Annotated in this window: 25 protein-coding genes; 20 read left to right on the top strand and 5 right to left on the bottom strand. The window is 73.1% G+C overall.

All coding sequences use genetic code 11. From position 1 onward, the window contains the following. Nucleotides 1-136: 136 nt before the first annotated feature. The gene (locus ACFP3R_RS28865; RefSeq protein ID WP_380640486.1) at nt 137-1,261 is read left to right on the top strand and encodes an ROK family transcriptional regulator; all 1,125 of its coding nucleotides are present in this window, start codon (nt 137-139) and stop codon (nt 1,259-1,261) included. 336 nt (nt 1,262-1,597) lie between these two features. Here ACFP3R_RS28865 and ACFP3R_RS28870 read toward each other — a convergent pair whose 3' ends face one another. Both ACFP3R_RS28870 and ACFP3R_RS28875 read right to left on the bottom strand, forming a co-directional pair. Next, nucleotides 1,598-2,278: a DUF305 domain-containing protein gene (locus ACFP3R_RS28870; RefSeq protein ID WP_380640382.1), complete on the bottom strand. Its 681-nt coding sequence runs from the start codon at nt 2,276-2,278 to the stop codon at nt 1,598-1,600. Further along, nucleotides 2,278-3,144 carry a DUF3105 domain-containing protein gene (locus tag ACFP3R_RS28875; protein WP_380640384.1) on the bottom strand — a complete coding sequence of 289 codons (867 nt, stop codon included), beginning with the start codon at nt 3,142-3,144 and terminating at the stop codon, nt 2,278-2,280. The genes ACFP3R_RS28870 and ACFP3R_RS28875 overlap by 1 nt, the downstream gene beginning before the upstream one ends. 170 nt (nt 3,145-3,314) lie before the next feature. Here ACFP3R_RS28875 and argS point away from each other — a divergent pair, with 170 nt between their 5' ends. From argS to rho, 6 genes are all read left to right on the top strand, one after another. Next, nucleotides 3,315-4,958 (top strand): arginine--tRNA ligase, encoded by a 1,644-nt coding sequence (gene argS / locus ACFP3R_RS28880; RefSeq protein ID WP_380640386.1) that lies wholly within the window; start codon nt 3,315-3,317, stop codon nt 4,956-4,958. After that, entirely contained in the window at nt 4,958-6,382 is a 1,425-nt protein-coding gene (gene lysA / locus ACFP3R_RS28885) for a diaminopimelate decarboxylase (protein ID WP_380640388.1), read from the top strand. Before argS ends, lysA begins: the two co-directional genes overlap by 1 nt. A gap of 1 nt (nt 6,383) precedes the next feature. Continuing rightward, the gene (locus ACFP3R_RS28890) at nt 6,384-7,682 is read left to right on the top strand and encodes a homoserine dehydrogenase (RefSeq protein WP_380640390.1); all 1,299 of its coding nucleotides are present in this window, start codon (nt 6,384-6,386) and stop codon (nt 7,680-7,682) included. Next, nucleotides 7,679-8,782 (top strand): threonine synthase, encoded by a 1,104-nt coding sequence (gene thrC / locus ACFP3R_RS28895; protein WP_380640392.1) that lies wholly within the window; start codon nt 7,679-7,681, stop codon nt 8,780-8,782. Before ACFP3R_RS28890 ends, thrC begins: the two co-directional genes overlap by 4 nt. 47 nt (nt 8,783-8,829) lie before the next feature. Next, entirely contained in the window at nt 8,830-9,714 is an 885-nt protein-coding gene (gene thrB, locus ACFP3R_RS28900; protein WP_380640488.1) for a homoserine kinase, read from the top strand. 344 nt (nt 9,715-10,058) lie between these two features. Next, nucleotides 10,059-12,113 carry a transcription termination factor Rho gene (rho, locus tag ACFP3R_RS28905; protein WP_380640394.1) on the top strand — a complete coding sequence of 685 codons (2,055 nt, stop codon included), beginning with the start codon at nt 10,059-10,061 and terminating at the stop codon, nt 12,111-12,113. 236 nt (nt 12,114-12,349) lie between these two features. Here the strand turns inward: rho and ACFP3R_RS28910 are convergent, their stop codons facing one another. After that, on the bottom strand, nt 12,350-12,757 hold the full coding sequence (locus tag ACFP3R_RS28910) for a hypothetical protein (RefSeq protein WP_380640396.1): 408 nt from the start codon (nt 12,755-12,757) through the stop codon (nt 12,350-12,352). Nucleotides 12,758-13,009: 252 nt separating this feature from the next. Here ACFP3R_RS28910 and rpmE point away from each other — a divergent pair, with 252 nt between their 5' ends. The 5 genes from rpmE to prmC all read left to right on the top strand — a co-directional run bounded on the left by rpmE (nt 13,010) and on the right by prmC (nt 17,908). After that, entirely contained in the window at nt 13,010-13,222 is a 213-nt protein-coding gene (gene rpmE / locus ACFP3R_RS28915) for a 50S ribosomal protein L31 (protein ID WP_306747265.1), read from the top strand. A 135-nt stretch (nt 13,223-13,357) separates the two neighbouring features. Further along, on the top strand, nt 13,358-14,413 hold the full coding sequence (prfA, locus tag ACFP3R_RS28920) for a peptide chain release factor 1 (RefSeq protein ID WP_380640398.1): 1,056 nt from the start codon (nt 13,358-13,360) through the stop codon (nt 14,411-14,413). 19 nt (nt 14,414-14,432) lie between these two features. Continuing rightward, complete coding sequence (locus ACFP3R_RS28925) at nt 14,433-15,632, top strand: acyl-CoA thioesterase/bile acid-CoA:amino acid N-acyltransferase family protein (RefSeq protein ID WP_380640400.1); 1,200 nt, start codon at nt 14,433-14,435, stop codon at nt 15,630-15,632. A gap of 10 nt (nt 15,633-15,642) precedes the next feature. Then, on the top strand, nt 15,643-17,028 hold the full coding sequence (lpdA, locus tag ACFP3R_RS28930) for a dihydrolipoyl dehydrogenase (RefSeq protein ID WP_380640402.1): 1,386 nt from the start codon (nt 15,643-15,645) through the stop codon (nt 17,026-17,028). 19 nt (nt 17,029-17,047) lie between these two features. Further along, nucleotides 17,048-17,908, top strand: a complete 861-nt coding sequence (gene prmC, locus ACFP3R_RS28935; RefSeq protein WP_380640404.1) for a peptide chain release factor N(5)-glutamine methyltransferase — start codon at nt 17,048-17,050, stop codon at nt 17,906-17,908. A 9-nt stretch (nt 17,909-17,917) separates the two neighbouring features. Here the strand turns inward: prmC and ACFP3R_RS28940 are convergent, their stop codons facing one another. Then, nucleotides 17,918-18,994 carry a hypothetical protein gene (locus tag ACFP3R_RS28940; RefSeq protein WP_380640407.1) on the bottom strand — a complete coding sequence of 359 codons (1,077 nt, stop codon included), beginning with the start codon at nt 18,992-18,994 and terminating at the stop codon, nt 17,918-17,920. Between the two features lie 154 nt (nt 18,995-19,148). Between ACFP3R_RS28940 and ACFP3R_RS28945 the strand changes: the two genes are divergently transcribed. Next, the gene (locus tag ACFP3R_RS28945) at nt 19,149-19,745 is read left to right on the top strand and encodes a hypothetical protein (protein ID WP_380640409.1); all 597 of its coding nucleotides are present in this window, start codon (nt 19,149-19,151) and stop codon (nt 19,743-19,745) included. On the opposite strand, the gene ACFP3R_RS28950 is transcribed toward ACFP3R_RS28945, so the two are convergent. Further along, nucleotides 19,667-20,371, bottom strand: coding sequence for a hypothetical protein (locus tag ACFP3R_RS28950; protein WP_380640411.1), 705 nt, complete (start codon nt 20,369-20,371; stop codon nt 19,667-19,669). The genes ACFP3R_RS28945 and ACFP3R_RS28950 overlap by 79 nt on opposite strands. Nucleotides 20,372-20,436: 65 nt before the next feature. Between ACFP3R_RS28950 and ACFP3R_RS28955 the strand changes: the two genes are divergently transcribed. The 7 genes from ACFP3R_RS28955 to ACFP3R_RS28985 all read left to right on the top strand — a co-directional run bounded on the left by ACFP3R_RS28955 (nt 20,437) and on the right by ACFP3R_RS28985 (nt 25,370). Then, nucleotides 20,437-21,084, top strand: a complete 648-nt coding sequence (locus ACFP3R_RS28955; RefSeq protein ID WP_380640413.1) for a hypothetical protein — start codon at nt 20,437-20,439, stop codon at nt 21,082-21,084. 43 nt (nt 21,085-21,127) lie between these two features. Beyond that, nucleotides 21,128-21,778: an L-threonylcarbamoyladenylate synthase gene (locus ACFP3R_RS28960; protein ID WP_380640415.1), complete on the top strand. Its 651-nt coding sequence runs from the start codon at nt 21,128-21,130 to the stop codon at nt 21,776-21,778. A gap of 71 nt (nt 21,779-21,849) precedes the next feature. Next, entirely contained in the window at nt 21,850-23,010 is a 1,161-nt protein-coding gene (locus ACFP3R_RS28965) for a glycosyltransferase family 4 protein (RefSeq protein WP_380640417.1), read from the top strand. 66 nt (nt 23,011-23,076) lie between these two features. Then, nucleotides 23,077-23,535, top strand: coding sequence for a hypothetical protein (locus ACFP3R_RS28970; RefSeq protein WP_380640419.1), 459 nt, complete (start codon nt 23,077-23,079; stop codon nt 23,533-23,535). Between the two features lie 153 nt (nt 23,536-23,688). After that, a complete protein-coding gene (atpB, locus tag ACFP3R_RS28975; RefSeq protein ID WP_380640421.1) occupies nt 23,689-24,468 on the top strand; it encodes a F0F1 ATP synthase subunit A in 780 nt (259 codons plus the stop codon). Nucleotides 24,469-24,532: 64 nt separating this feature from the next. Continuing rightward, complete coding sequence (locus tag ACFP3R_RS28980; protein WP_380640423.1) at nt 24,533-24,787, top strand: ATP synthase subunit c family protein; 255 nt, start codon at nt 24,533-24,535, stop codon at nt 24,785-24,787. A gap of 37 nt (nt 24,788-24,824) precedes the next feature. Then, nucleotides 24,825-25,370, top strand: a complete 546-nt coding sequence (locus ACFP3R_RS28985) for a F0F1 ATP synthase subunit B (RefSeq protein ID WP_380640425.1) — start codon at nt 24,825-24,827, stop codon at nt 25,368-25,370. Nucleotide 25,371: the final 1 nt, after the last annotated feature.

The following is a 25,371-nucleotide window of genomic DNA, read 5'->3' on the forward strand; positions in this document are numbered from 1 at the left end:
AAGCGAATAGGTGTGTGACATCGTTGTCAAGCCCGGTTCGCCAACTTGTCCGCAAGCCTGTCCGGCCACTGCTCCAACCGATCTAGACTCACTCCCTGTGACGGTCGACAAACCACCGGTGGGCACCCCGGCCGGGATGCGCGTGCTCAACCAGCGCGCGGTGCTCGACCGGCTGCGCGCGGGCGGCCCGGCCACCAGGCCGCAGATCGCCCGGGAGACCGGCCTGTCCAAGCCGACCGTGGGCCAGGCGCTGCTCGACCTGGAGCAGCACGGCCTGGTCCGCGCCATCGGCCGCACCACGGCGGGCCCCGGCCGGTCGGCCGTGGTCTACGAGCCGAACCCGGCGGCCGGGCACGTGCTCGGCGTGGACGTGGGGCGGCAGCGCATCCGGGCCGCGGTGGCGGACCTGGCCGGCCGGGTGATCGCGCGGGTGGACGAGCGCAACCGGTGCCGCTCGGCGTCCGCGCTGGTCAAGGCGGTCCGGGAGGTGGCCTCGCGAGCCGCGGCCGACGCCGGGCTGTCGCTCGACGACCTGCTGGTGAAGGTGGTCGGCCTGCCCGGCGTGCCCGATCCGCGCGGTCGCACGCTGCGGCACGCGCCGAACGTGCCCGGCCTGGAGCGGCCCGGCCTGCTGGAGGACCTGGAGGCCGCGCTGGGCGCCGGGCTGGTGGTGGAGAACGACGCGAACCTGGCCGCGGTGGGCGAGCAGGCGCAGGGCGCGGCGCGCGGCGCCGAGGTGTTCGTGTGCGTCTCCGTCGGCACCGGGATCGGCATGGGCATCGTGGTCGACGGCCGGCTGTTCCGGGGCGCGCACGGCGCGGCGGGCGAGATCGGCTACCTGCCCTGGTCGCCCGGCGGCGGGCACGTGGAGGCGTTCGCGGCGGCGGGGTCGGTGGTGGCGCTGGCGGCGGAGCACGGGCTGGTCGCGCCCTCGGCGCGGGACGTGTTCGCCGCGGCAGGGGCCGGGGACGAGCGCGCGCTGGCGGCGGTGCGCGACGAGGCCGGGCGGCTGGCGTTCGTGGTGGCCTCGGTGGTGGCGGTGATCGACCCGGAGCTGGTGGTGCTGGGCGGCGGCATCGGCGGCAGCGCCGCCCTGCTCCGGGAGCCGATGGAGGCGGCGCTGCGCCGGCTGACGCCGTTCGTGCCGCGGGTCGTGGCGGGGGAGCTGGGTGACGGCGCGGTGCTCAGCGGGGCCGTGGCGATGGGCCTGCGGTCGGCGCGGGACCTGGTGTTCGACCGCCGGGACGACCGGCACGGGTGACCGTTGTGGGCGACCGTGGCGATGCGTCGCCGATGACCGTCGACATGATCACGCTCCGACGGTACGTGAAGGGTCCTCACCTGCGGATTCACTCAATTGGCGTAAGTGTTAACCCGCCAGTAATGACGTAGCGTTACCCCACCTCCTCCTGGAGGGTATGTGTCCTTCCGATGTGGCACAGGGGAGTCGGGAAGGGAGTACGGGGGACGTGGTCCCTTCCCGACCGTGCCGCACGGGGCAGGTGCCGCGCTGTGCCAAACACCTGCCCCGTGCGCGGGAGGACTCCCGGGACGCCGTGCGCGGGAGGACTCCCGGGACGCACCGCCCCCGGGGAGGTCAGCCCTCCAGCGGGGCCGCGCCGCGCTCGGTGATCATCGTCCTCATCAGCTCGCTCTCGCTCGCCTGCGACCGCAGCATGTTGTCCGCGAGCGTGCGCACGACCGGCTGACCGGCGTTCTCGGCCCCGAACCGGGCCATCGGGGCCCCGCCCTGGTGGTGGCGCAGCATGAGCTGGAGGAAGTACACGTCGAACTCGGGCCCGGACAGCCGGCGCAGCCGGTTCAGCTCCTCGGAGGTCGCCATGCCGGGCATCGGGCCGGTGGTGCCGGCGGACCCGGGATCGCCGCCGTGCCCGTGGCCCGACCCGCTCATCCACCTCATGTACCTGCCGTCGACCGACTGCTCGGGGTAGCCCCAGAAGGTCAGCCAGCCCTTCATCCGCCCCACCTGCTCCAGCTGCGTGGACTGGATGTCGAAGGCGAGCTGGCGGACGGCCGGGTCCGCCGTCTTGTCCCGCGCCAGGTTGGCCATCGTCACGCCCTGGAGGTGGTGCACGGCCATGTCCTGCGCGAAGCCGACGTCGACCGAGTCGGCGGCCGGGACCGACGTGCCATCCCGGCCGGGCAGCTGGATCAGCAGCCCGACGGCCGCACCGAGCAGCAGCACGGCGACCACCGCGATCGAGAGGACGACCACGCGGGTCGCGGTGCCGCCGTGCCGCTGCTCGGGTTCGGTCATCAGCTGGACGGGGTGGTGCTCGCGGTCTCCGAGCCGGCCGGGGCGTCGGTGGCGGGGGCGTCGGTCGCCGGGGCGCCGGTGGGCGCGCCCTCGGTGCCGCCCGTCTCGGCGGGGTCGGTCGTGCCACCGTCCATCGGCACCGCGTCCGGGCCCGGGGCCTCGGCCACGAACGCCGGCGGGTTGCTCACGTCGAACGTGCTGGAGTCGCAGGTCGCGCCGACCTCGGGGTAGGTGTTCGGGTTGCGGCGCAGCGACTGGACGAACTGGTCGATGCGCTCGTCGTCGGCGCTGTCCAGCTTGAGCTGGTGGCCCCACGACTGGAGCGAGATCGCCTTGTCCAGACCCGGGTACGGCGACATCATGGTGAACTGCTGGCCGTCGACCTTGGCCTTCAGCTTGTCGAGCGCCTCACCGGTCACCTGGTCCGGGTTGTAGGCGATCCACACGGCGCCGTGCTCCAGGCCGTGGACCATGTTCTCGGTGCGCACCGCGGTCTCGTAGACCACGCCCGAGCACACCGCCCAGACGCCGTCGTGCGGCCCGCCGATGGGCGGCGACATGTCGTAGGCGACCCGCTGGTCGGCGGTGACGTGCTTGCCGGCCTCGTACTCCTTCTTGAGCACGCCCTGGATGCCGTCCGAGGGGTCCTTGTTCTCCTCGGAGGGGTTCCACCGGGCCAGGGCCGCCTCGCGGTCGTTCTTCTCGTCGATCCGCGCGTACGCGTACCCGAACACACCCGCCGCCAGGCCCAGGACGGCGACCACCGCCAGGATGGTCCCCCACGGCTTCGGCTTCTTCGCCACCACCGAGGAGCGCGCCGCCGCAACGCTGGAGCGCGCGGCCTTGTTCTTCTTGCCGCTGGTCATGTCCGCCTCAGTCTCGTCATACGCCCATGCCGCGGGCCAGTGTAGGGACCCGGTGTCGGATCACCGTCAACTCCCCGTCACCGAGGGTTGCCGTTCACAGTTGCCCTTCTCACTGATCGGGACGAGCATCCCAGTCGAGACCAGCGGGAACGCTTCCCTAGACTTGCCGGGTGACTCCCGCTGCGCTAGCCGAACTGGTCCGGGCGACGGCCCTGGACGTGATGTCCACCCGCGGCCTCGACCCCGCCGCCCTGCCGACAGCGGTCACGATCGAACGCCCCCGCAACCCCGAGCACGGCGACTACGCGACCAACGTGGCCCTCCAGACCGCGAAGAAGGCGGGCGTCACCCCCCGCGACTTCGCCGGCTGGCTCGCCGAGGCGCTGACCTCGACCGACGCCATCTCCTCGGTCGAGGTGGCTGGCCCCGGCTTCCTCAACCTGCGCCTGGCCGCCGACGCGCGGGGCGCGATCGTGCGGGACGTGGTCGCGGCCGGCGCGGACTACGGGCGCGGCGCCGCCCTGGCCGGGAGGAAGATCAACCTGGAGTTCGTCTCGGCGAACCCGACCGGCCCGATCCACCTGGGCGGCACCCGCTGGGCCGCGGTCGGCGACGCGCTGGGCCGCGTGCTGGCGTTCAACGGCGGCGAGGTGACCCGCGAGTACTACTTCAACGACGCGGGCGCGCAGATCGACCGGTTCGTGCGGTCCCTGATCGCCGCCGCCCAGGGCGCCCCGGCCCCCGAGGACGGCTACGCGGGCGGCTACATCGGCGACATCGCCGCCGAGGTGCTCCGGCAGGAGCCCGGCGCGCTGACCTCGGCGGACTCGTCCGAGGTGTTCCGCCGGATCGGCGTGAACCTGATGTTCGAGGAGATCAAGCAGGATCTCCACGACTTCGGCACCGACTTCGACGTCTTCTTCCACGAGAACTCGCTGCACGAGTCCGGCGCCGTGACCAAGGCCGTCGAGCAGCTGAAGTCCTCCGGCGCGCTGTACTTCGACAACGGCGCGTGGTGGCTGCGGTCCACCGAGTTCGGCGACGACAAGGACCGCGTGGTCATCAAGAGCGACGGCGACCCGGCCTACATCGCGGGCGACATCGCCTACCTGGTGGACAAGCGGTCGCGCGGCTTCGACCTGTGCATCTACATGCTCGGCGCGGACCACCACGGCTACGTCGGCCGGCTCAAGGCCGCCGCCGCGGCGCTGGGCGACGACCCCGACGCGGTCGAGGTGCTGATCGGCCAGCTGGTGAACCTGGTCAGCGACGGCAAGCCGGTCCGGATGAGCAAGCGCGCGGGCACCGTCATCACCATGCAGGACCTGGTGGACGCGGTGGGCGTGGACGCGGCCCGGTACGCGATGAGCCGCTCCTCGGTCGACTCGTCCCTGGACATCGACCTGGACCTGCTGCGCAAGCGCAGCAACGACAACCCGGTGTTCTACGTCCAGTACGCGCACGCGCGGCTGTCGTCGGTGCTGCGCAACGCCGCCGAGCTCGGCGTGACCCCCGGCGACGCGCTCGACCTGCTCACCCACGAGCGCGAGGGCGACCTGATCCGCACCCTCGGCGAGTTCCCGCGCGTCGTGGCCACGGCCGGCGAGCTGCGCGAACCGCACCGCGTCGCGCGCTACCTGGAGGAGCTGGCGGGCACCTACCACCGGTTCCACGAGGCGTGCCGGGTGCTGCCGCGCGGCGACGAGGAGACCACCGACCTGCACCGCGCCCGGCTCCGGCTGGTCGCGGCCACGCGCCAGGTGTTCGCCAACGGCCTGGGCCTGCTCGGCGTGACCGCCCCGGAGCGGATGTGATGCGCGCGCACCCGGCCGGTCCCCGGCACGCCGACGTCCTGCTCCCCGGCAGCACGGCGGGCCAGCGCCCGACCACGCCCGGGGAACTCGACCAACTTCACCCGAACGTGTGGCCGCGGCACGCCGGGCGCGGCGCCGACGGCGTGGTCAGCCTGGGCGGCGTGGACGTGCGGCGGCTCGTCGAGGAGCACGGCACCCCGCTGTTCGTGATGGACGAGGCCGACTTCCGCTCGCGCTGCCGCGACCACGCGAAGGCGTTCGGCGACCCGACCCTGGTGCACTACGCGTCCAAGGCGTTCCTGTCCGTGGCGATCGCCCGGTGGGTCGCCGAGGAGGGCCTGAGCATCGACGTGTGCAGCGGCGGCGAACTGGCCGTCGCGCTGCGCGCGGACTTCCCGCCCGAGCGCATCGCGCTGCACGGCAACAACAAGTCCGCGGCCGAGCTGGCCGCCGCGGTCGAGGCGGGCGTGGGCGCGGTCGTGCTCGACTCGTTCCACGAGATCGCCAGGCTCGACCACCTCGCCCGCGAGCGCGGCCGCGTGCAGCCGGTGATGATCCGGGTCACCGTGGGCGTCGAGGCGCACACCCACGAGTTCATCGCCACCGCCCACGAGGACCAGAAGTTCGGCTTCTCGCTGTCCTCCGGCGACGCCGCCGAGGCCGCCCGCCGGGTGCTCAAGGCCCAGGGCCTGCGGCTGATCGGCCTGCACAGCCACATCGGCTCGCAGATCTTCGACGCCAGCGGCTTCGAGGTGGCCGCCCGGCGGGTCGTCGCGCTGCTGGCCGAGCTGCGCGACGAGCACGGCGACGGCGTCCTGGAGCACGTCGACACCATCGACCTCGGCGGCGGCCTCGGCATCGCCTACACCCGGGACGACGACCCGCCGCCGCCCGCCGAGCTGGCGCGGCAGCTGCACAACATCGTGTCCAAGGAGTGCGAGCACGCCGGCCTGCCGGTGCCGAGGATCGCGGTCGAGCCGGGCCGGGCGATCGTGGGCCCCGGCACGGTGACGCTGTACGAGGTGGGCACCATCAAGGACGTCCAGCTCGACGCGGGCGCGGTCCGCCGCTACGTCAGCGTCGACGGCGGCATGAGCGACAACATCCGCACCGCCCTCTACGACGCGGTCTACGACTGCCGGCTGGTCTCCCGGGGCGCGCCCGAGGACGCCCGGTCGGTGCTGTGCCGCGTGGTCGGCAAGCACTGCGAGTCCGGCGACGTGGTGGTGCGCGACTGCTGGCTGCCCGACGACCTCGCGCCCGGCGACCTGCTCGCGGTCGCCGCGACCGGCGCCTACTGCTACTCGATGGCCAGCGGCTACAACCGGCTGCCGCGGCCCGCGCTCGCCGCCGTACTGGACGGGGAACCCCGGCTGCTGCTGCGCCGGGAGACCGAGGAAGACCTGTTCCGCCTGGAGGTATGACGTGCCAAGCCAAAAGCCGATCAGGGTCGCGTTGCTGGGCTGCGGCACCGTCGGCACCGAGGTGGTGCGGCTGCTCACCGGCCAGGCGGCCGACCTGGCCGCCCGCGTCGGCGCGCCGGTGGAGCTGGCCGGCATCGCGGTGCGCAAGCCGAACAAGCACCGCGAGGTGCCCGCCGACCTGCTCACCACCGACGCGGCGGCGCTGGTCGCCTCGGACGTCGACGTGGTGGTGGAGGTCATCGGCGGCATCGAGCCCGCCCGGACGCTGCTGCTCGACGCCCTGCGCGCGGGCAAGTCCGTGGTGACGGCCAACAAGGCGCTGCTGGCCGAGCACTCGGCCGAGCTGTCCGCGGCCGCCGACGGCTCGGGCGCCGACCTGTACTTCGAGGCGGCCGTGGCGGGCGCGATCCCGCTGCTCAGGCCGCTGCGCGAATCGCTGGCGGGCGACCGCATCACCCGGGTGATGGGCATCGTCAACGGCACCACCAACTTCATCCTCTCCGGCATGGACTCCACCGGCGCGAGCTACGGCGAGACGCTGGAGGAGGCCACCCGGCTGGGCTACGCCGAGGCCGACCCGACCGCCGACGTGGACGGGTTCGACGCCGCGTCCAAGGCCGCGATCCTGGCGTCGCTGGCGTTCCACACCCGGGTCACCGCCTCCGACGTGCACCGCGAGGGCATCGCCTCGGTCAGCGCGGCCGACATCGCGGCCGCCAGGGCGCTGGGCCGCACGGTCAAGCTGCTGGCCATCTGCGAGCGCGTGACCGAGGGCGACCAGGAGTCGGTGTCGGTGCGCGTGCACCCGGCGATGATCCCCCGGTCGCACCCGCTGGCCGGGGTGAACGGGGCGTTCAACGCCGTGTTCGTCGAGGCCGACGCGGCCGGCGAGATGATGTTCTACGGCCAGGGCGCCGGTGGCGCGCCCACCGCCAGCGCGGTGCTCGGCGACCTCGTCGCGGTGGCCCGCAACCTGGTCCAGGGCGGGCGCGGCCCGCGCGAGTCGGCCTACGCGGGCCTGCCCGCGCGACCCATGGGGCAAACCCCCACGCGTTATCACATCAGCCTCGACGTCGCCGACCGGGCGGGCGTGTTGTCGCAGGTCGCGGCGGTGTTCGCGGAGCACGACGTGAGCATCGCCGCGGTCCGGCAGGAGGGGCGGGTCGACGACGCCAGCCTGGTGGTCGTCACCCACGCCGCGACCGACGCGGCACTGCGGTCGACCGTGGACAAAATCGGCGGGCTGCCCGTGGTCAGGGAAGTGGTCAGCGTGATGCGCGTGGAAGGCGAAGAGACATGACGACCCAGGCTGCCCCCGGCGGAGCCGGGAACCGGACAGCGGTGCGGGCGGGGTGGCCCGGCATCATCCACGCCTACGCGGACCGCATCCAGCTGCCCGCGGGCGCGCGCGTGATCACCCTGCACGAGGGCGGCACCCCCCTGGTGCTCGCCGAGCACCTGTCGGAGGTCACCGGCTGCGAGGTGCACGTCAAGGTCGAGGGCGCGAACCCGACCGGCTCGTTCAAGGACCGCGGCATGACCGTGGCCATGACGCACGCGCTGGCCGGCGGCGTGCAGGCGGTCATCTGCGCGTCGACCGGCAACACGTCGGCGTCCGCGGCGGCCTACGCGGCCAAGGCGGGCCTGCGGGCGGCGGTGCTCGTCCCGCGCGGCAAGATCGCGCTGGGCAAGCTGGCGCAGGCCGTGGCGCACGGCGCGCGCATCCTCCAGATCGACGGCAACTTCGACGACTGCCTCGAACTGGCGGCCAAGACCGCGAGCGAGTACCCGATCACGCTGGTCAACTCGGTCAACCCGGTGCGGTTGGTCGGGCAGAAGACCGCCGCGTGGGAGATCTGCGACGTGCTCGGCCGCGCGCCGGACGTGCACTGCCTGCCAGTCGGCAACGCGGGCAACATCACCGCGTACTGGCGCGGCTACTCCGACTACCTCCGGGACGGCGTGGTGGCTTCGGCTCCCCGCATGTTCGGGTTCCAGGCCGCGGGCGCCGCGCCGCTGGTGCGGGGCGAGCCGGTGGCCGACCCCGAGACCATCGCGACCGCCATCCGGGTGGGCAGCCCCGCGTCGTGGACCGGCGCGGTCACGGCCAAGGAGGAGTCCGGCGGGCTGTTCGAGGCGGTGACCGACGAGAAGATCATGGAGGCGTACCGGCTGCTCGCCGCCACCGAGGGCATCTTCGTCGAGCCCGCGTCCGCGACCAGCGTGGCCGGCCTGCTGGCCACCGCCGCCGACGGTCGGCTGCCGAAGGGCTCCACGGTCGTGTGCACGGTCACCGGCCACGGCCTCAAGGACCCCGGCTCGGCGCTGCTCGACATGGTCGAGGTCGAGCCGGTGCCGGTGGACCCGGGCGCGGTGGCGACCCGCCTGGAGCTGGCGTGACGGGCCCGGGGTCCGCCACCGCGGAGGTTCCGGCGGACGTGGCGGACGTGGCCGGCGTCACGGGCGTCCGGGTGCGGGTGCCCGCCTCCACGGCGAACCTCGGCTCCGGCTTCGACACCCTGGGCCTGGCCCTGGGCCTGCACGACGAGCTGGACTTCGAGGTCGTCCCGGACGGGCTGGTGGTCGAGGTCGGCGGCGAGGGCGCGGTGGGCGTGCCCACGGACGAGCGTCACCTGGTCGTGCGGGCCTTCCGCGCGGCGGGCGCCCACCTCGGGCTGGAGGTGCCCGGCCTGCGGCTGAGGTGCCGCAACGCCATCCCGCACGCCCGCGGCCTGGGCTCGTCGGCGGCGGCGGTCGTGGCGGGCGTGGCGGCGGCCTACGGGCTGGCCGGTCGCGAGTTGGACACGAGCGCGTTGCAACTCGCCGCGGAGTTCGAGGGCCACGCCGACAACGCCGCGGCCAGCATGTTCGGCGGCGTGGTGATCGCCTGGACGGAGGGTGACCGCTACCTCGCGGTGCGCGTGGACCCGCACCCGGGCGTGTCGCCGGTGGTGCTGGTGCCCGCGGAGGAGTCCTCCACGCACACGACCCGCGGCCTGCTGCCGCGGGAAGTGCCGCACGGCGACGCGGCGTTCGCCGCGGCCCGGTCGGCGCTGGCCGTGCACGCGCTCTCCACCGATCCGTCACTGCTGGTCAACGCGCTGGACGACCGGCTGCACGAGCCGTACCGGGAGCCGGCCTGGCCCGCGACCTCCCGGCTGGTCCGGGCGCTGCGCGCGGCCGGGGTGGCGGCGGCGGTGTCCGGGGCGGGACCCTCGGTCCTGGCCCTGCCGGTGGGCGGCGAGCTGCCGGCGGGGGTGGACCTGGAGGGGTTCGAGGCGCACCGGGTCCCGGTTGACCTGGGCGGGGTGTGCGTTGCGCCACTCGGCTGAGTGACGCGACGCGCCGCGCGTCGGTTGTTGCACCCGGCCGGACCGGCGTCTACCCTCGGGGCCATCAGTCACCGCGCGCACGGGCGCCGGTGTGGTGCCCGGACGTTCGTTCCGGATCGCATTCCTCCAGTGACTTGGCCCGGTGCCGGATGGACGGGGTTGGCGCTGGGAGGCACCCGCTCGCCGTGTGACCGAAAGTCCCGTACCGGAGGGCTCCGCCGTTCGCGCGCGTTCCGCGCCGACGAAGTCCGACCGCGCCGGGGCGAAACTGCCGGTCCGCGTTCCGTCGGACGGCAGGTCCGCTGGGCCGCGTAGGAGGCGCGGTCCGGTCAGGAAGGACATGTGTGAGCAACACCGATGTGCTGAGCAGCGAAGCTCCTGCTGCTCCCAACACCGCCAGTTCCGGAGCCGAGGAGAACGCTCTGACCACCCCTACGAACGGCAGCGCCCCGCCGCGCAAGCGCGCCGGACTCTCCGGCATGGTGCTGGCCGAGCTCCGTGAGCTCGCGGGTCAGCTCGGCATCACCGGCACCGCCGGGCTGCGCAAGGGCGACCTGATCGCGGCCATCAAGGAACGGCAGGGCGGCACCTCCGGTCGGGGCAGCGCCGCGACGCCGCCCAAGGCCGAGAAGAAGGCCGCCTCGACGCCCGCCGCCGCCAAGGCGCCGGTCGCGGAGAGGGCCGCCGAGGCGCCCGCGCCCGCCGAGAAGCCCGTGGAGAAGCCCACCCAGCAGCAGCTCGACGTGGTCGACCGGCAGGGCGAGGAGGAGGGCGGTCGCCGGGGCAACCGTCGCCGCCGCTCCGCCAACCGGCCCGCCGGCAGCCCGGAGGCGCCCGTCGCCCCCGCCGCTGCCGCCGCGCCGGCCGAGGCCCAGCCGCAGCAGTCGGCGCCCGCGGTCGAGCGTCCCCAGCAGGACCGGCCCGAGCGCGGCGACCGTGGCGAGCAGCGCGAACAGCGCCAGGACCGCGGCGAGCGCGGTGACCGGGGCGACCGCGGTGGCCGCCAGGACCGCGGCGAGCGGGGTGACCGCGGCGATCGAGGCGACCGCAGTGGTCGTGGCGACCGCGACCGGGACCGTGATCGCGGCCGTGACCGCGATCGCGATCGGGACCGCGAGGACCGCAACCGCTCGAACGTCCCCGACGACGACGGTGACGACGAGGGCGGCCGCAGGGGTCGTCGCTTCCGCGACCGCCGCCGCCGCGGTGGCCGGACCGAGACCGGTGGCGGCACCACCGACACCGAGGTGCGCGACGACGACGTCCTGCTGCCCGTGGCGGGCATCCTGGACGTGCTGGAGAACTACGCGTTCGTCCGCACGTCGGGCTACCTGGCCGGGCCGAACGACGTCTACGTCTCGCTGTCGCTGGTCCGCAAGTACGGCCTGCGGCGCGGTGACGCGCTCATCGGCGCGGTGCGCCAGCCCCGCGACGGCGAGCAGCAGCGGCAGAAGTTCAACCCCCTGGTCCGGGTCGACAAGATCAACGGCCTGGACCCGGAGGAGTCGCGCAACCGGCCGGACTTCACCAAGCTGACGCCGCTCTACCCGAACGAGCGGCTGCGCCTGGAGACCGAACCGCACATCCTCACCACGCGCGTCATCGACCTGGTGATGCCGATCGGCAAGGGCCAGCGGGCCCTGGTCGTGTCGCCGCCGAAGGCGGGCAAGACCTCGGTGCTCCAGTCGATCGCCAACGCGATCACGACGAACAACCCCGAGTGCCACCTGATGGTGGTGCTGGTGGACGAGCGCCCGGAAGAGGTCACCGACATGCAGCGGTCGGTGAAGGGCGAGGTCATCGCCTCCACCTTCGACCGCCCGCCGTCGGACCACACCACGATCTCGGAGCTGGCCATCGAGCGGGCCAAGCGCCTGGTCGAGATGGGTCACGACGTGGTCGTGCTGCTGGACTCCATCACCCGCCTGGGTCGTGCCTACAACCTGGCGGCGCCGGCGTCCGGCCGCATCCTGTCCGGTGGTGTCGACTCGACGGCGCTGTACCCGCCGAAGCGGTTCCTCGGCGCGGCCCGCAACATCGAGGGCGGCGGCAGCCTCACGGTCATCGCCACGGCGCTGGTCGAGACGGGTTCGGCTGGCGACAGCGTGATCTTCGAGGAGTTCAAGGGCACCGGCAACGCGGAGCTGAAGCTCGACCGCAAGATCGCGGACAAGCGCACCTTCCCGGCGGTGGACGTCGACTCGTCCGGCACCCGCAAGGAAGACCTGCTGCTCTCGCCCGACGAGCTGGCGGTCATGCACAAGCTGCGCCGGGTGCTCCACGCCCTCGACGGCCAGCAGGCCATCGACCTGCTGCTGGACCGCCTGCGCAAGTCCCGCACCAACATCGAGTTCCTGATGCAGGTGGCCAAGACCACCCCGGGCGGGGACAGCGACTGACCCAGCACCACCAGCTCACAGGCCCGCCCGGCCCCACCGGGCGGGCCTACCCACATCCGCGAGTCGTACGTCCAGACCCATCGTGTCGTACGTTCGCGCCCCCCGAATTCAGCGTTCGCGTCACCCCATCGGGGCCTCCGCCCCGTTCTGAACACTGAATTCGGGGGTCCTGTACGTACGACTCGCGAGGTCTGTACGTACGACTCGCGAGGTCTGTACGTACGACTCGCGCGGGGTCAGCAGGGGGTGGTCGGGGGGTGGCCGGCTTTGGACAGGGCCGCGGTGCGGCGGCGTTCGCGGAAGTACTGGGTGACCAGGAGGGTCGTGGTCGGGAGGCCGATGGCCAGGGCGGGGAGGATCGGCACGGGTAAGCCGTCGGTGGCGGTGCCCAGGCACATCACGCCCGTCAGGTAGGGCCAGCGCAGCCAGGTGCGCTGCCACGGGGCGGTCCAGGAGACCGAGCCGGAGGCGACCACGGCCACGGCGACACCCGCGCCGAACAGCGGGCTCGACAGGGCCACGGGGGCGGAGGAGCCGACCAGCAGCCCACCCAGGCCGGTGAGGCCGAGGACGGCACCGCTGAACAGGAACGGCACGGCCAGCCACGTGGTCAACCGCAGGGGGCGTCCGGCAGCGCACAGCACGGGCCCAAGTGTGGCGTTCCGGCAACGCGACACCCACGCCCCGTAGACCAGCGGTCACCCGCTGCGCCGAAAGGTCGGCGGCCATCGGCAAACGGTAGTGACCCCGGCCACGGGAACATCCGCACCCGGGCACGCGTTGCAGTGGACGTCAGCCGATCTGGCACACTGTCGGGTCGAGTCCGGCTCCGGTTCACCTCGAAGAACGACGAGAACCACGAGGACCCGGCGGCCATCGAGGAAAGGGACGAGACGTTGAAGACCGGCATTCACCCCGAGTACGTGACGACCGAGGTCACCTGCGGTTGCGGCAACACCTTCACCACCCGCAGCACCAAGTCGTCCGGCGCCATCCACGTCGAGGTCTGCTCGAACTGCCACCCGTTCTACACGGGCAAGCAGAAGATCCTCGACACCGGTGGTCGGGTCGCGCGCTTCGAGGCCCGATACGGCAAGCGCGCCAAGTAGCTGCCAGAACGGCGTCCACCCCGGCACGCGGGTGGGCGCCGTTGTCGTCTCCGGACACCGCTGTCGTCTTCCCCCTCGGGAGACGGCCCTGAGAGACACCCCGAGAGACACCCCCGAGACACCGGAGCACCGACCGTGACGCTGGACGCCCTGCTGGCCGAGCACGCCGAGCTGGAGGTCATGCTCGCCGATCCCTCGGTGCACGCCGACCAGGCGGGGGCGCGCAGGCTCGGCAAGCGCTACGCCGAGCTGACCCCGATCGTGCGAACCGCCCGCGAGCTGGAGCGGGTGCGGTCCGACCTGGAGACGGCCCGGGAGTTCGCGGCCGAGGACCCGACGTTCGCGGCGGAGGCCGAGCAGCTGGCCGGCAGCATCCCCGCCCTGGAGGGCCGCCTCACCGAGCTGCTGCTCCCGCGCGACCCGCACGACGGCGCCGACGTGGTCATGGAGATCAAGTCCGGCGAGGGCGGCGAGGAGTCGGCCCTGTTCGCGGGCGACCTGCTGCGCATGTACGTCCGGTACGCCGAGCGCCACGGCTGGAAGACCGAGGTCCTCGACGGCACCGACTCCGACCTGGGCGGCTTCAAGGACGTCACGGTCGCCATCAAGAGCCGCGGCGACGACCCGGACGGCGTCTGGGCCCGGCTGAAGTGGGAGGGCGGCGTGCACCGCGTGCAGCGCGTGCCCGTCACCGAGTCGCAGGGGCGCATCCACACCTCCGCCGCGGGCGTCCTGATCTTCCCCGAGACCGAGGACGTGGAGGTCGAGGTCGACGAGAACGACCTGCGCGTCGACGTCTTCCGCTCGTCGGGCAAGGGCGGCCAGAGCGTCAACACCACGGACTCGGCCGTGCGCATCACGCACCTGCCGACCGGCATCGTGGTGTCCTGCCAGAACGAGCGCAGCCAGCTCCAGAACAAGGCCCGCGCCATGCAGGTGCTCCGGGCCCGGTTGACCGCGCTGGCCGAGGAGAAGCAGCAGCAGGAGGCGTCGGACGCCCGCCGCTCGCAGATCCGCACCGTGGACCGCTCCGAGCGGGTCCGCACCTACAACTTCCCGGAATCGCGCATCTCCGACCACCGGGTGGGGTACAAAGCCCATAACCTGGACCAGGTGCTGGACGGCGACCTCGACGCGGTGCTCGACGCCCTCGCGGCGGCCGACCGGGCGGAGCGGCTCGCCGGCGGGTGACCGACGAGAGGGGCGCGCGATGGCCGAGATCCTGGTGGACCCGATCGGCGCCCCGCTCGACACCGCGCTGGACGTGCGCGTGGAGGGCCTCGAACCGGACCGGGTCGTGACCGTGCGGGCCCGCGAGGGCGACCGCGCCGCCGAGGCGGTGTTCCGGGCCGACGAGCGCGGTGTGGTCGACCTCACCCGGCATGCCCCGGTCTCCGGCGACTACTCCGGCGTGGACCCGATGGGGTTGTTCTGGTCGATGGCGCCGACCGGCGCGGAACCCCCCGGCACCGCGGTCGTGGAGGTCGACGGCGTGGGCCGGGTGGAGGTCGAGCGCCTCACCGTGCCGACGGGCGTCAAGCGCACCGAGGTGCGCGAGGACGGCCTGGTCGGCGTGCTGTTCGAGCCCGGCGACGAGGGCCCGCACCCCGGCGTGGTGGTGCTCGGCGGCTCCGGGGGCGGTCTGCACGAGCTGGACGCCGCCCTGCTCGCCGGGCACGGGTTCACCGCGCTGGCCCTGGCCTACTTCGGCGTCGAGGGCGTGCCCGCGGACCTGGTCGAGATCCCCCTGGAGCACTTCGCCCCGGCCCTGGACCTGCTGGGCGACCGCGTCGGCCTGGTCGGCGGGTCGTGCGGCGGTGAGCTGGCGCTGCTGCTCGGTGCGACGTTCCCGCAGGTCAAGGCCGTGGTGAGCGTGGTGGGCAGCGGGGTGGTGACGCAGTGCGTCGGGCCCGGCCACCGGTTGCTCCAGAAGCTGGTGCACGAGGCCGCGTCCTGGACGCTCGCCGGCCGCCCGCTGCCGTACCTGCCGTACTCGGTCCCGGCGGAGCTGCGGGCGGCGGTGGTCGACGGCGAACCGGTGCCGCTGGGGCTCGCGTTCGACCTCACCGACGGCGTCCCCGAGGACACCGAGATCCCCGTCGAGCGGATCAACGGCGGTGTGCTGCTCCTCTCCGCCGGTGACGACCGGTCGTGGCCGAGCGCGGAGCTGGGCGAGGTCGCCCACCGGCGGCTCAAGGCCCACTCCCACCCGTTCCGGTACGAGCACGTGGTGTACCCCGGCGCGGGGCACCTGATCGCGGGCCCGCCGCACCGGTCGACCGCGGACGTGGTGGTGCCCGGCCCCGGTGTGCGGTTCCTCACCGGTGGCACGCCCGCCGCCACGGCCGCGGCCCGCGCCGACGCGTGGCGGCGCACCGTCGAGTTCTTGTCGGACCAGCTCCGCGCCTAGTGTTGGGGCCATGAGCGCACACTTCGACGTCGTGGTCCTCGGTGCGGGGCCAGGCGGGTACGTCGCCGCGATCCGCGCGGCCCAGCTGGGCCTGAAGACCGCTGTCATCGAGGAGCGTTACTGGGGCGGGGTCTGCCTCAACGTGGGCTGCATCCCGTCGAAGGCCCTCCTGCGCAACGCCGAGCTGGCCCACATCTTCACCCACGAGCAGAAGACCTACGGTATCCAGGTCGACGGCTCGGTGAAGTTCGACTTCGGCGCGGCGTTCGACCGCAGCCGCAAGGTCGCGGACGGGCGCGTCAAGGGCGTGCACTTCCTGATGAAGAAGAACGGCATCACCGAGATCAACGGGTGGGCGACCTTCGTCGACGCGAACACCGTCCGGGTGGGTGACGACACGGTCACGTTCGATCACGCGATCATCGCCGCCGGCGCGACCACCCGCCTCCTGCCGGGCACGGAGCTGTCCGACCGGGTGGTGACCTACGAGGAGCAGATCCTGACCAGGGAGCTGCCCGGCAGCATCGTCATCGCCGGCGCCGGCGCCATCGGCGTGGAGTTCGCCTACGTGCTCCACAACTACGGCGTCAAGGTCACGATCGTGGAGTTCCTCGACCGAGTGGTGCCGCTGGAGGACGTCGAGGTCTCCACCGAGCTGGCCAAGCGCTACAAGCGGCTGGGCATCGAGGTGCGCACCTCCACCCGGGTCGAGTCCATCGACGACAGCGGCGACAAGGTGCGCGTGACCGTGTCCAAGGACGGTCGGGAGGAGGTCCTGGAGGCCGACAAGGTCATGCAGGCCATCGGCTTCCAGCCGCGCGTCGAGGGCTACGGCCTGGAGCACACCGGGGTCGAGCTGACCGAGCGCGGCGCCATCGCGGTGGACGGCCGGGGACGCACGAACGTGTCGAACATCTACGCGATCGGGGACGTGACGGCGAAGCTGATGCTCGCCCACACCGCCGAGGCCATGGGCATCATCGCCGCCGAGACCATCGCCGGCGCGGAGACCGCGGAGCTGGACTTCGTGATGATCCCGCGGGCGACCTACTGCCAGCCGCAGATCGCCTCGTTCGGCTACACCGAGGCGCAGGCCCGCGAGAAGGGCTTCGACGTCCAGGTGGCGAAGTTCCCCTTCACCGCCAACGGCAAGGCGCACGGCCTGGGCGACTCCACCGGTTTCGTCAAGCTCATCAGCGACGCCAAGTACGGCGAGCTGCTGGGCGGGCACATGATCGGCCCGGACGTGACCGAGCTGCTGCCCGAGCTGACCCTGGCGCAGCAGTGGGACCTGACCGTGCACGAGGTCGCCCGCAACGTGCACGCGCACCCCACGCTCAGCGAGGCCGTCAAGGAGGCCGTGCACGGCCTGGCCGGACACATGATCAACTTCTGAGAGCCCTACCCTTGCGCGCATGACCCGACACCCGCTGCGACTGGCCATCCTCGAAGCCGAGCGCATGCTGGCCGCCGCGGGTGTCGACAGCCCCCGGGCCGACGCCGAGCTGCTCGCCGCGCACGTGCTCGGCGTCGAGCGCTCGCGGCTGCCGCTGATCCCGCTGGTCGACCCGCCGGTGGTGGACGCCCTGCACAAGGTCGTGCTGCGGCGGGTGGAGCGCATCCCGCTCCAGCACATCACCGGCTGGGCCCACCTCGGCGGCGTCGACCTCGACGTCGGTCCCGGCGTGTTCATCCCGCGCCCGGAGACCGAGCTGCTGCTCGCCTGGGCGCTGGCCGCGCTGGAGGGCGAGGACCCGCTCGTGGTCGACCTGTGCACCGGTTCCGGCGCGCTGGCGCTGGCCGCGGCGCACCACCTGCCGGCGGCCCGCGTGCACGCGGTCGAGCGCGACGTCACCGCGCTGGCCTGGGCGCGCCGCAACGCCGACACCCGCGCCGACGCCGGCGACACCCCGATCACCCTGCACTCGGGCGACGTCACCGACCCCGGCCTGCTGGCCGACCTCAACGGCCGGGTGGACCTGGTGCTGTGCAACCCGCCCTACGTGCCGGAGAGCACCGAGGTGCCGCCCGAGGTGGCCGAGCACGACCCGCACCAGGCCGTGTTCGGCGGCCCGGACGGGCTGGCCGTGATCCGGCACGTGGTCACCGCCGCCGCGCGCCTGCTGCGGCCGGGCGGGCACGTGGTGATCGAGCACGACGACACGCAGGGCGGGTCCGTGCCCGCGCTGCTCGCCGCCCGGCGCGTGCTCACCGACGTGGCCGACCACGTCGACCTGGCCGGCCGGCCCCGCTTCGCCACCGCCCGCCGGGTGTGAGGTCCGGGCTCAGTCCGCCACCGCGATCGCGGTCACCCCGGCGGCCACCTCGGTCCGCCGGCCGCCGGTCTCCACGTAGAGCGTCCCGACCCGCAGGTACTCGTCGAGCCCGGCGACCACCACGCGCGCGTCGTCCCCGACCGGGCGCGAGGCCAGCAGGGACCCGGGTCCACCAGCACCCACCGGCCGCCCTCCAACCGCCAGTGGCTCGCGGGCCGGACCGGGGTCGAGTTGCCGCCGGACGCCGTGCACGCCCAGTCGGCGTAGACCGCGTTCAGCCTGCCCCCGCGGTCGTACCAGAGGTCCCGGGTGATCGAGCCGCCGCCCTCGGGCAGCTCGCCCACGGGGCTGGTCCGGGGCGTGCCGGTCGCGGCGTCCACCTCGATCACGGACGTCGCCTCCTGGCAGGCCCCGCTGTGCCAGGTCCCCGCGTACGCGACGGTCCGGCCGTCGGGCGCGAGGACGGCGGTGCCGGTGCCGAGGCCGATGTTGGCCGGTCACCCCCAGGTCGCGCACCGGTCCGTCGAGGTCGACCAGGTAGAGGAGGTCCGGGCCGCCGTAGAACGACGGCTGGTCCGGTGAGGCGACGAGCACGACCCCCTCGCCGCCGGCCACCGCCTTGGGCGGGAGGACCACGAAGTCGAACTCCGGGTCCGCCACCCGCCGTTCGGGCAGCGCCAGCGCCACGGCGGGCTCGGCGCCCGGCTCGCCCAGGTCGAGGACGACCAGCTTCCGCGTCACCCCCGGGCTCGTGGCGCGCGGCGCGGCGAGGACCTCGTTGACCGCGTCCACCTGGGCGTTGTAGTCCTCCGCCGCCCGCTGGAACGCCTCGAAGCGCTCGCCGAAGGGTGTGCCGGACCGCGCCGCGTCGAGCAGTTGCCACGCCGCCTCGATCACGCGCCCCTGCCGGTCGCGCAGCTGGACGGTCTTCGCGTGCAGGTCCACCGCGGCGGGTGTTCGCGCCCGGCTGCGCAGGTTCTCGAACTCGGCGTCCGCGGTGATCGGGACGACGTCGTCGATCGTGCGGTCGGCGACGTCCAGGCGGCCCTCCACGATCGCCCGGACCGCCCCGTTCAGGTCGGCCACGGTGGGGTCGAAGACGTCGATGACCTGGCGCGGACCGCAGGACCGGCTCGACGTTGGTCACCCACTCCAGCGCGGCGCGCAGCTCGTCGGGGGAGTCGGGCAGCAGCGGCTCCGGGGCGTCCGCGCCGGTGGCCGGCCTCGCCAGGTTGTCCCGGTGGTCGTCGTCGAGCTGGTAGCCCACGAACCGGAACTCGATCGCCAGCCCGGGGGCGGCGACCCGGTCCCGCACCTCCTCCTCGACGAAGCCCCGGTCGTCGTCGCAGGCGTCCACGCCGTTGCGGGTCACCACGACGATGCGGTTGACCTGCTTGGCGTCCTGCGAGAACGGCTCCGAGAAGTCGGCGATGGCCTCCACCACCCCGCGCAGCAGCGTCGCCCGCCCGGACGGCGACGCCGCGCGCACCGCGTTCCCGATCTCGTCGCGGTTGCCCTTGCCGAAGTCGACCAGCCGCGTCGTGTTGTCCTCCGCGCCGCACTCCCCGCCGAACCCGCGCAGCGCGACGGCGTCGTCGTCGCCGGAGTTGCCCAGCGCCTTGCCCCCTCGGTGCGCGGGGCCGGGTCCCGGCCCCGCGCACCACCTCACCCCTCGGTACCCACCATGATCGACCCGACAGCGGCGAACCCGTCCGCACGATTGCGGCCCGGCGGTGGTGCGTTCGGGGGGAATGCGCGTCAGGGACGGGCCGCGTCGACCATCGCGGTCAGCAGCGCCTGCGTGTCCGGCCACGACTCGGGCGGCCCGGACGCGTAGACCACGTACTCGACCCCGCCGGTCTCCCAGTACGCGACCGCGGTCCGCCCGGCGGGCTCCGCGAACTCCCACCGCACGGCCGGGAAACCCCGGATCGAGGTCTCCGCCAGCGCCAGCCGCTCGTGGCCGGGTTCCCGCCCCCGCTCCGCGGCCGCCGCGGTGATGCGCTCCAGCAGCGTCCGACCGGGGTCGGTGACCGGCGCGCCGCCGAACCGGGCCTCCCGCCGCCCGCCCGGGTCGGTGGCGACCAGGGTCGTGGGCACCGTGCCCGGCGCGACCGCCCAGTCCGACGGCACGACCGTGACCAGGCCGCCGGGGGCCTCCACGCGCCGGAAGCCCGGCGGCGGCGCGGGGGTGGTGCTCGCGGTGGGCCCGGACGACGGCGCGGGCTCGGACGACGGCGCGGCCTCGGACGACGGGGAAGCGGCGGAGGGCGTGGTGATGACCGGTAACCGCGGCGTCGTGCTCGCCGGGGCTGCCACCGGCGGCCCGGACGCGGACGTGCCCGCGCGCAGGGCCAGCACGCCGGCGGCGCCGCCCACCACGACGTACGCGGCGGTGATCGCGAAGGCCAGCGGGAGCGCGCCGAGGCGGCCGGCGCGGGCGCCTCCGGAACGCCTCGCCATGGTGGTCCTCCCCCTGCGGATAACCTGGTGGTCCCAGTCCGCAGCAGTAAACCGGAGGGTCGGCGGTGCCCGTCAACGGCCCGATCGAACGGGCGCCCGGCGAACGGGTGCCCGGTGAGCGCGAGGAGCTGCGCGAACGCCTCGCCGCGCTCGCCGCGCGCCCCACCGACCCCGCCGACGACGCCGCCGCCCGCTCCCGGGCCGCGCTCGCCGACGCGTTCGTGCCGGGCCGGGCGGCGACGGCGGTGGAGCGGGTGCGCCGCGAGCTGGGCCGGACCGGCCCGACGCCGGTGCTGCGCGACCACCTGGCCATCGCCCTGGCCGCCCGCAGCACCGAGGTGCGCGACGTGGCCGAGGACGGCGCGCTGGTGATCACCGACCGCGGGCAGCTCGACGCCTGCCGCGTGCTCGCGCGGGAGGTCCTGGACCTGCGCCCGCACCCCGACCTGGCCGCGTTCGCCGCGGACCTGCTCGACCGGCTGGAGCGCGCCGAGCGGTGGCGCTGGGTCGCCCCGGACTCCGTCCTCGGCGCGGCGGTCGTGGCGCTGGCGGTGCTGGTGCTGCCCTTCGTGGGCGCCGCGGTCGGCGACCCCGCGGTGACCGCGGGCGGCGTCGGCGTGGGCGCCGCGCTCGTGTTCGGGTGGGTGCTGGCGCACCGCAGGCGGCGGTGGGCCGCGGACGCCCGCCGGCCGCTCCGGCGGCCCGGTCCGTGACCTCCGCCGCAGCGCTTCCCCGCGCTGTGCTTGGATCGTCCGGGTGAGCACGATCTACGACTGCAGCGTCCAGGACGACCGCGCCGCGGGTCTCTCCGCCGCCGCGGGCGCGGTGCGCTCCGGGCGCCTCGTGGTCCTCCCCACCGACACCGTGTACGGCATCGGCTGCGACGCGTTCGACGCGACCGCCGTCCGCTACCTGCTGGAGGCCAAGGGACGGGGCCCGGACATGCCGGTGCCGGTCCTGGTCGGTTCGTGGACCACCGTCGACGGCCTGGTGCTGAGCGTGCCCCGGCAGGCCCGCGCGCTGATCGAGGCGTTCTGGCCCGGCGGCCTGTCGCTGGTCCTCCAGCACGCGCCCTCGCTGTCCTGGGACCTCGGGCACACCCGCGGCACGGTGATGCTGCGGATGCCGCTGCACCCGGTGGCCCTGGAGCTGCTGCGCGACGTCGGCCCGATGGCCGTGTCCAGCGCCAACAAGTCCGGCTTCCCGCCCGCGGGCACCGCGCAGGAGGCGTGGGACCAGCTCGGCGAGGACGTCGGGGTCTACCTCGACGGCGGCCCGGCGACCGAGAACGTCGCCTCCACCATCGTCGACCTGACCGGCCCCGACCCGGTGGTGCTGCGCGAGGGCGCGGTCCCGCTGGCCGAGGTGTCCGAGGTGCTGGGCGCGGAAGTCGAGGTCGCCCGCTAGTGGATCTTCCCGACCGGAGTAGCGTGGTGCCCACTCCGCCCGACACCCAGTCCCCGAGGGGCTAGTTTGCCGTGGGCCAGTTGCCTGCCGTGTCCAACGTCCTCCCCGTCCGGGAGTACCTGCTCGTCGCGTTGACCGCCGCCGTCGTGACCTTCCTGCTCGTGGGGCTGGTCCGCGCGCTGGCGTACCGGATCGGCGCGGTCGCCCATCCCCGGACGCGCGACGTGCACGTCAAGCCCATGCCCCGGATGGGCGGGCTGGCCATGTACGGCGGCGTGCTCGGCGGCATGTTGCTGGCGCACCAGCTTCCGGTGCTGCGGTCGGCCTTCGACTTCTCCAACGACCCGTACGCGGTCATCGTGGGCGGTGGCGTGATCGTCCTGGTGGGCGTGCTCGACGACCGGTTCGAGCTCGACTCCCTGACCAAACTCGCCGGCCAGGTCACCTCGGCGGGCATCCTGGTGCTCTTCGGGCTCCAGTGGCTGCTGTTCTGGGTGCCGTGGGGCGACGACGGCGAGGGCACCGGCTCGCTGCTGTCGCTGGACCAGAACCAGGGCGCCATCCTGAGCGTGCTGCTGGCCGTGACCATGATCAACGCGATGAACTTCGTGGACGGCCTTGACGGGCTGGCGGCCGGCATCGGCCTCATCGCCGCCGCCGCCACCTGCGTGTTCTCCATCGGCCTGCTGGGCAACAACGGCGGCGATGTGGGCGCGTACCCGCCCGCGCTGATCGCCGCCACGCTCGCCGGCGCGTGCCTGGGCTTCCTGCCGCACAACTTCAACCCGGCGCGCATCTTCATGGGCGACTCCGGGTCGATGCTGATCGGCCTGATGCTGTCGGCGGCCACCATCTCGGCCTCGGGCAAGATCAACTACGAGTCGGTGCGCGCCACCGACGTGCTCGGCCTGCTCTCGCCGCTGGTCGTGGTCGCCGCGGTGATGTTCGTGCCGATGCTGGACCTGCTGATGGCCATCGTGCGGCGCACCCGGCGCGGCGAGAGCCCGTTCTCGGCGGACAAGATGCACCTGCACCACCGGCTGCTGGAGATCGGCCACTCCCAGCGCCGCGCCGTGCTGCTGATCTACCTGTGGGCGGGCGTGCTGGCGTTCGGCGCGGTGGCGCTCACCCTGTTCGACGTGGTGGTCGTGGTCTGGTGCCTGGCGATCGCCCTGCTCCTCGCGCTGCTGGTCTCGCTGGTGCCCAGACTTCGGGAAGTGCGCCGTTCCTGACCCCCGATCGTGGGGTGAGGATCACCCGCCTTTTACACTCGGTCCCGACCGGTGGGAAGGGGTGACATGAGCCAGGACGACACTGCGACCACCACGGAGTGGACGCATGAGAAGGTCGTGCAGCGCCTCGCGGGCGAGATGTTCCGCGGAGCCCTGTGGGCGGCGCTCGGGACGATCGCCGTCGCGGCGGTGGTGTGGACCGTGCTGGCGGGGGTCCCCGGCCTGGTCAGCTCCCTCATCGGCGGCGCGCTCGCCTGCCTGTCGTCGGTCGCGACGCTGCTCGTGATGCGCAAGACCGCCGCGCTGCCGCTCCAGTTCATCATGATCGCCGCGTTCGCCGGCTTCCTCGGCAAGCTGGTCCTGCTGGTGGTGGTCATGCTGCTCGTGCGCCGGTTCCCGGTGCTGCACGACGACGCGCTGGCGCTCACCATGGTCGCGACCATCGTGGTGGCCACCTTCATGGAGGTGCGCGCTTCCAAGCGCAGTCGCAGTCAGATGGTGGTGCCCACCCCCGGCAACACCTGAGCTACCGGCTGGTATACGGTGCGCGCAGACGGGACACCCAGGTAGGAGGGGTGCCTCTCGCGGGCGCTTGCGGTCCGTAAGGTACGTTAAGTCCCGATCGTGACGATTCCCCCGGCGGAGTGAACGCCGGCCGGGAGAACCGGAAGGAACACAGTGACCATGACGGTGCTGGCCGCGGGCGATGAGTTCGTCGCTCCCGGCACGAAGGACTTCTTCCCGCCGGCGATCTTCGGCGACGTCACCAAGCCCATGGTGCTGCTGGTGCTGTCGGTCGTGATCATCGGCGCGTTCTTCCTCGCCGCCACGCGCAACCTCAAGCTCGTCCCGGGCAAGTTCCAGTTCCTCGGGGAATCGGCCTACGACCTCGGTCGCAACTCGATCGCCCGTGAGCAGATCGGCGCCAAGGACTTCATGCCCTTCGTGCCGCTGATCCTCACGATCTTCAGCTTCATCCTGGTGAACAACCTCTTCGGCCTCGTTCCGCTGATCCAGTTCCCCACGATGTCGCACATCGGGTTCCCGCTGGCCGTCTCCCTCCTGGTCGTCTACCCGGTCTACCACTTCGTCGGGTTCCGCCGCCACGGTTTCCTCGGCTACTTGAAGCACCAGACCATGCCGCCCGGCGCGCCGTGGTACGTGCTCATCCTGCTGATCCCGATCGAGTTCTTCCAGAAGTTCGTCCTGAACCCGCTCACGCTCGCGATCCGAGTGTTCGCGGCCATGTTCGCGGGTCACCTGCTCCTGTTGGTGTTCACCTTGGCGGGTGAGTACCTCCTCTTCGCCGGCGGCGTCACCGTGGTGGTCGCGCCGATCGCCTTCGCCTTCGCCATCGCGCTGACCTTCCTGGAAGCGCTGATCATGGTCCTCCAGGCGTACATCTTCGCGCTGCTGTCCGCCAACTACATCGGCGCGGCGCTGGCCGAAGAGCACTGAGAAACCACTCAAAGCCTCCGATCCGCGGGTGTTCCGCGGACCGAAGTGAAAGGGAACAGCACAAGTGAGCGCTATCGTTCTTGCCCAGGAAGCCGCCACCAGTGGTGTCACCAACGCCGGCCTCGCGGCGATCGGCTACGGCCTCGCGGCAATCGGTCCGGGCATCGGCGTGGGCCTGATCTTCTCCTCGGTCATCAGCGGCACCGCCCGCCAGCCCGAGGCCCGCGGTGTGCTGCTGGGCCTGGCGTGGACCACCTTCGCCATCGTCGAGGTCCTCGCGCTGCTCGGCTTCGTCGTCTACTTCCTCGCCGCCGGCTGATCCTCCGCTCACCGCTACAGAGGAGAAGAGGTCCTAGATGACTACCCTCATCCTGGCCGCGGGAGACGAGATCAACCCCGTCATCCCGCACACGTCCGAGATCATCCTCGGGCTGGTCGCGTTCCTGCTGCTGCTCTTCGTCATGAAGAAGTTCGTGGCACCGCGATTCGAGGCGTTGTACGCGGAGCGTGCCGCCAAGATCGAGGGTGGCATCGAGAAGGCCGAGCAGGCGCAGGTCGAGGCGCAGAAGCTGCTGGCGGACTACCGGGCTCAGCTGGCCGAGGCGCGTGCCGAGGCGGCCCGCATCCGCGACGACGCCCGCATCGAGGGCGAGCAGATCATCAGCGAGCTGCGGGTCAAGGCCCAGGAGGAATCGGCGCGGATCGTCGCGCAGGGGCAGACCCAGCTGGAGACGCAGCGGGCGCAGATCGTCGCGGAGCTGCGCGGCGAGCTGGGCAGGCTGGCCATCGACCTCGCGGACCGCGTGGTCGGCGAGTCGCTGGAGGACGAGGTGCGCCGTCGGGGCACCGTCGACCGCTTCCTGGCCGACCTCGACGGCACGTCGGCCCCGGCCGTCAAGTGAG

The organism is Saccharothrix lopnurensis (assembly GCF_042658445.1).
GTDB classification, from domain to species: Bacteria; Actinomycetota; Actinomycetes; order Mycobacteriales; family Pseudonocardiaceae; genus Actinosynnema; species Actinosynnema lopnurensis.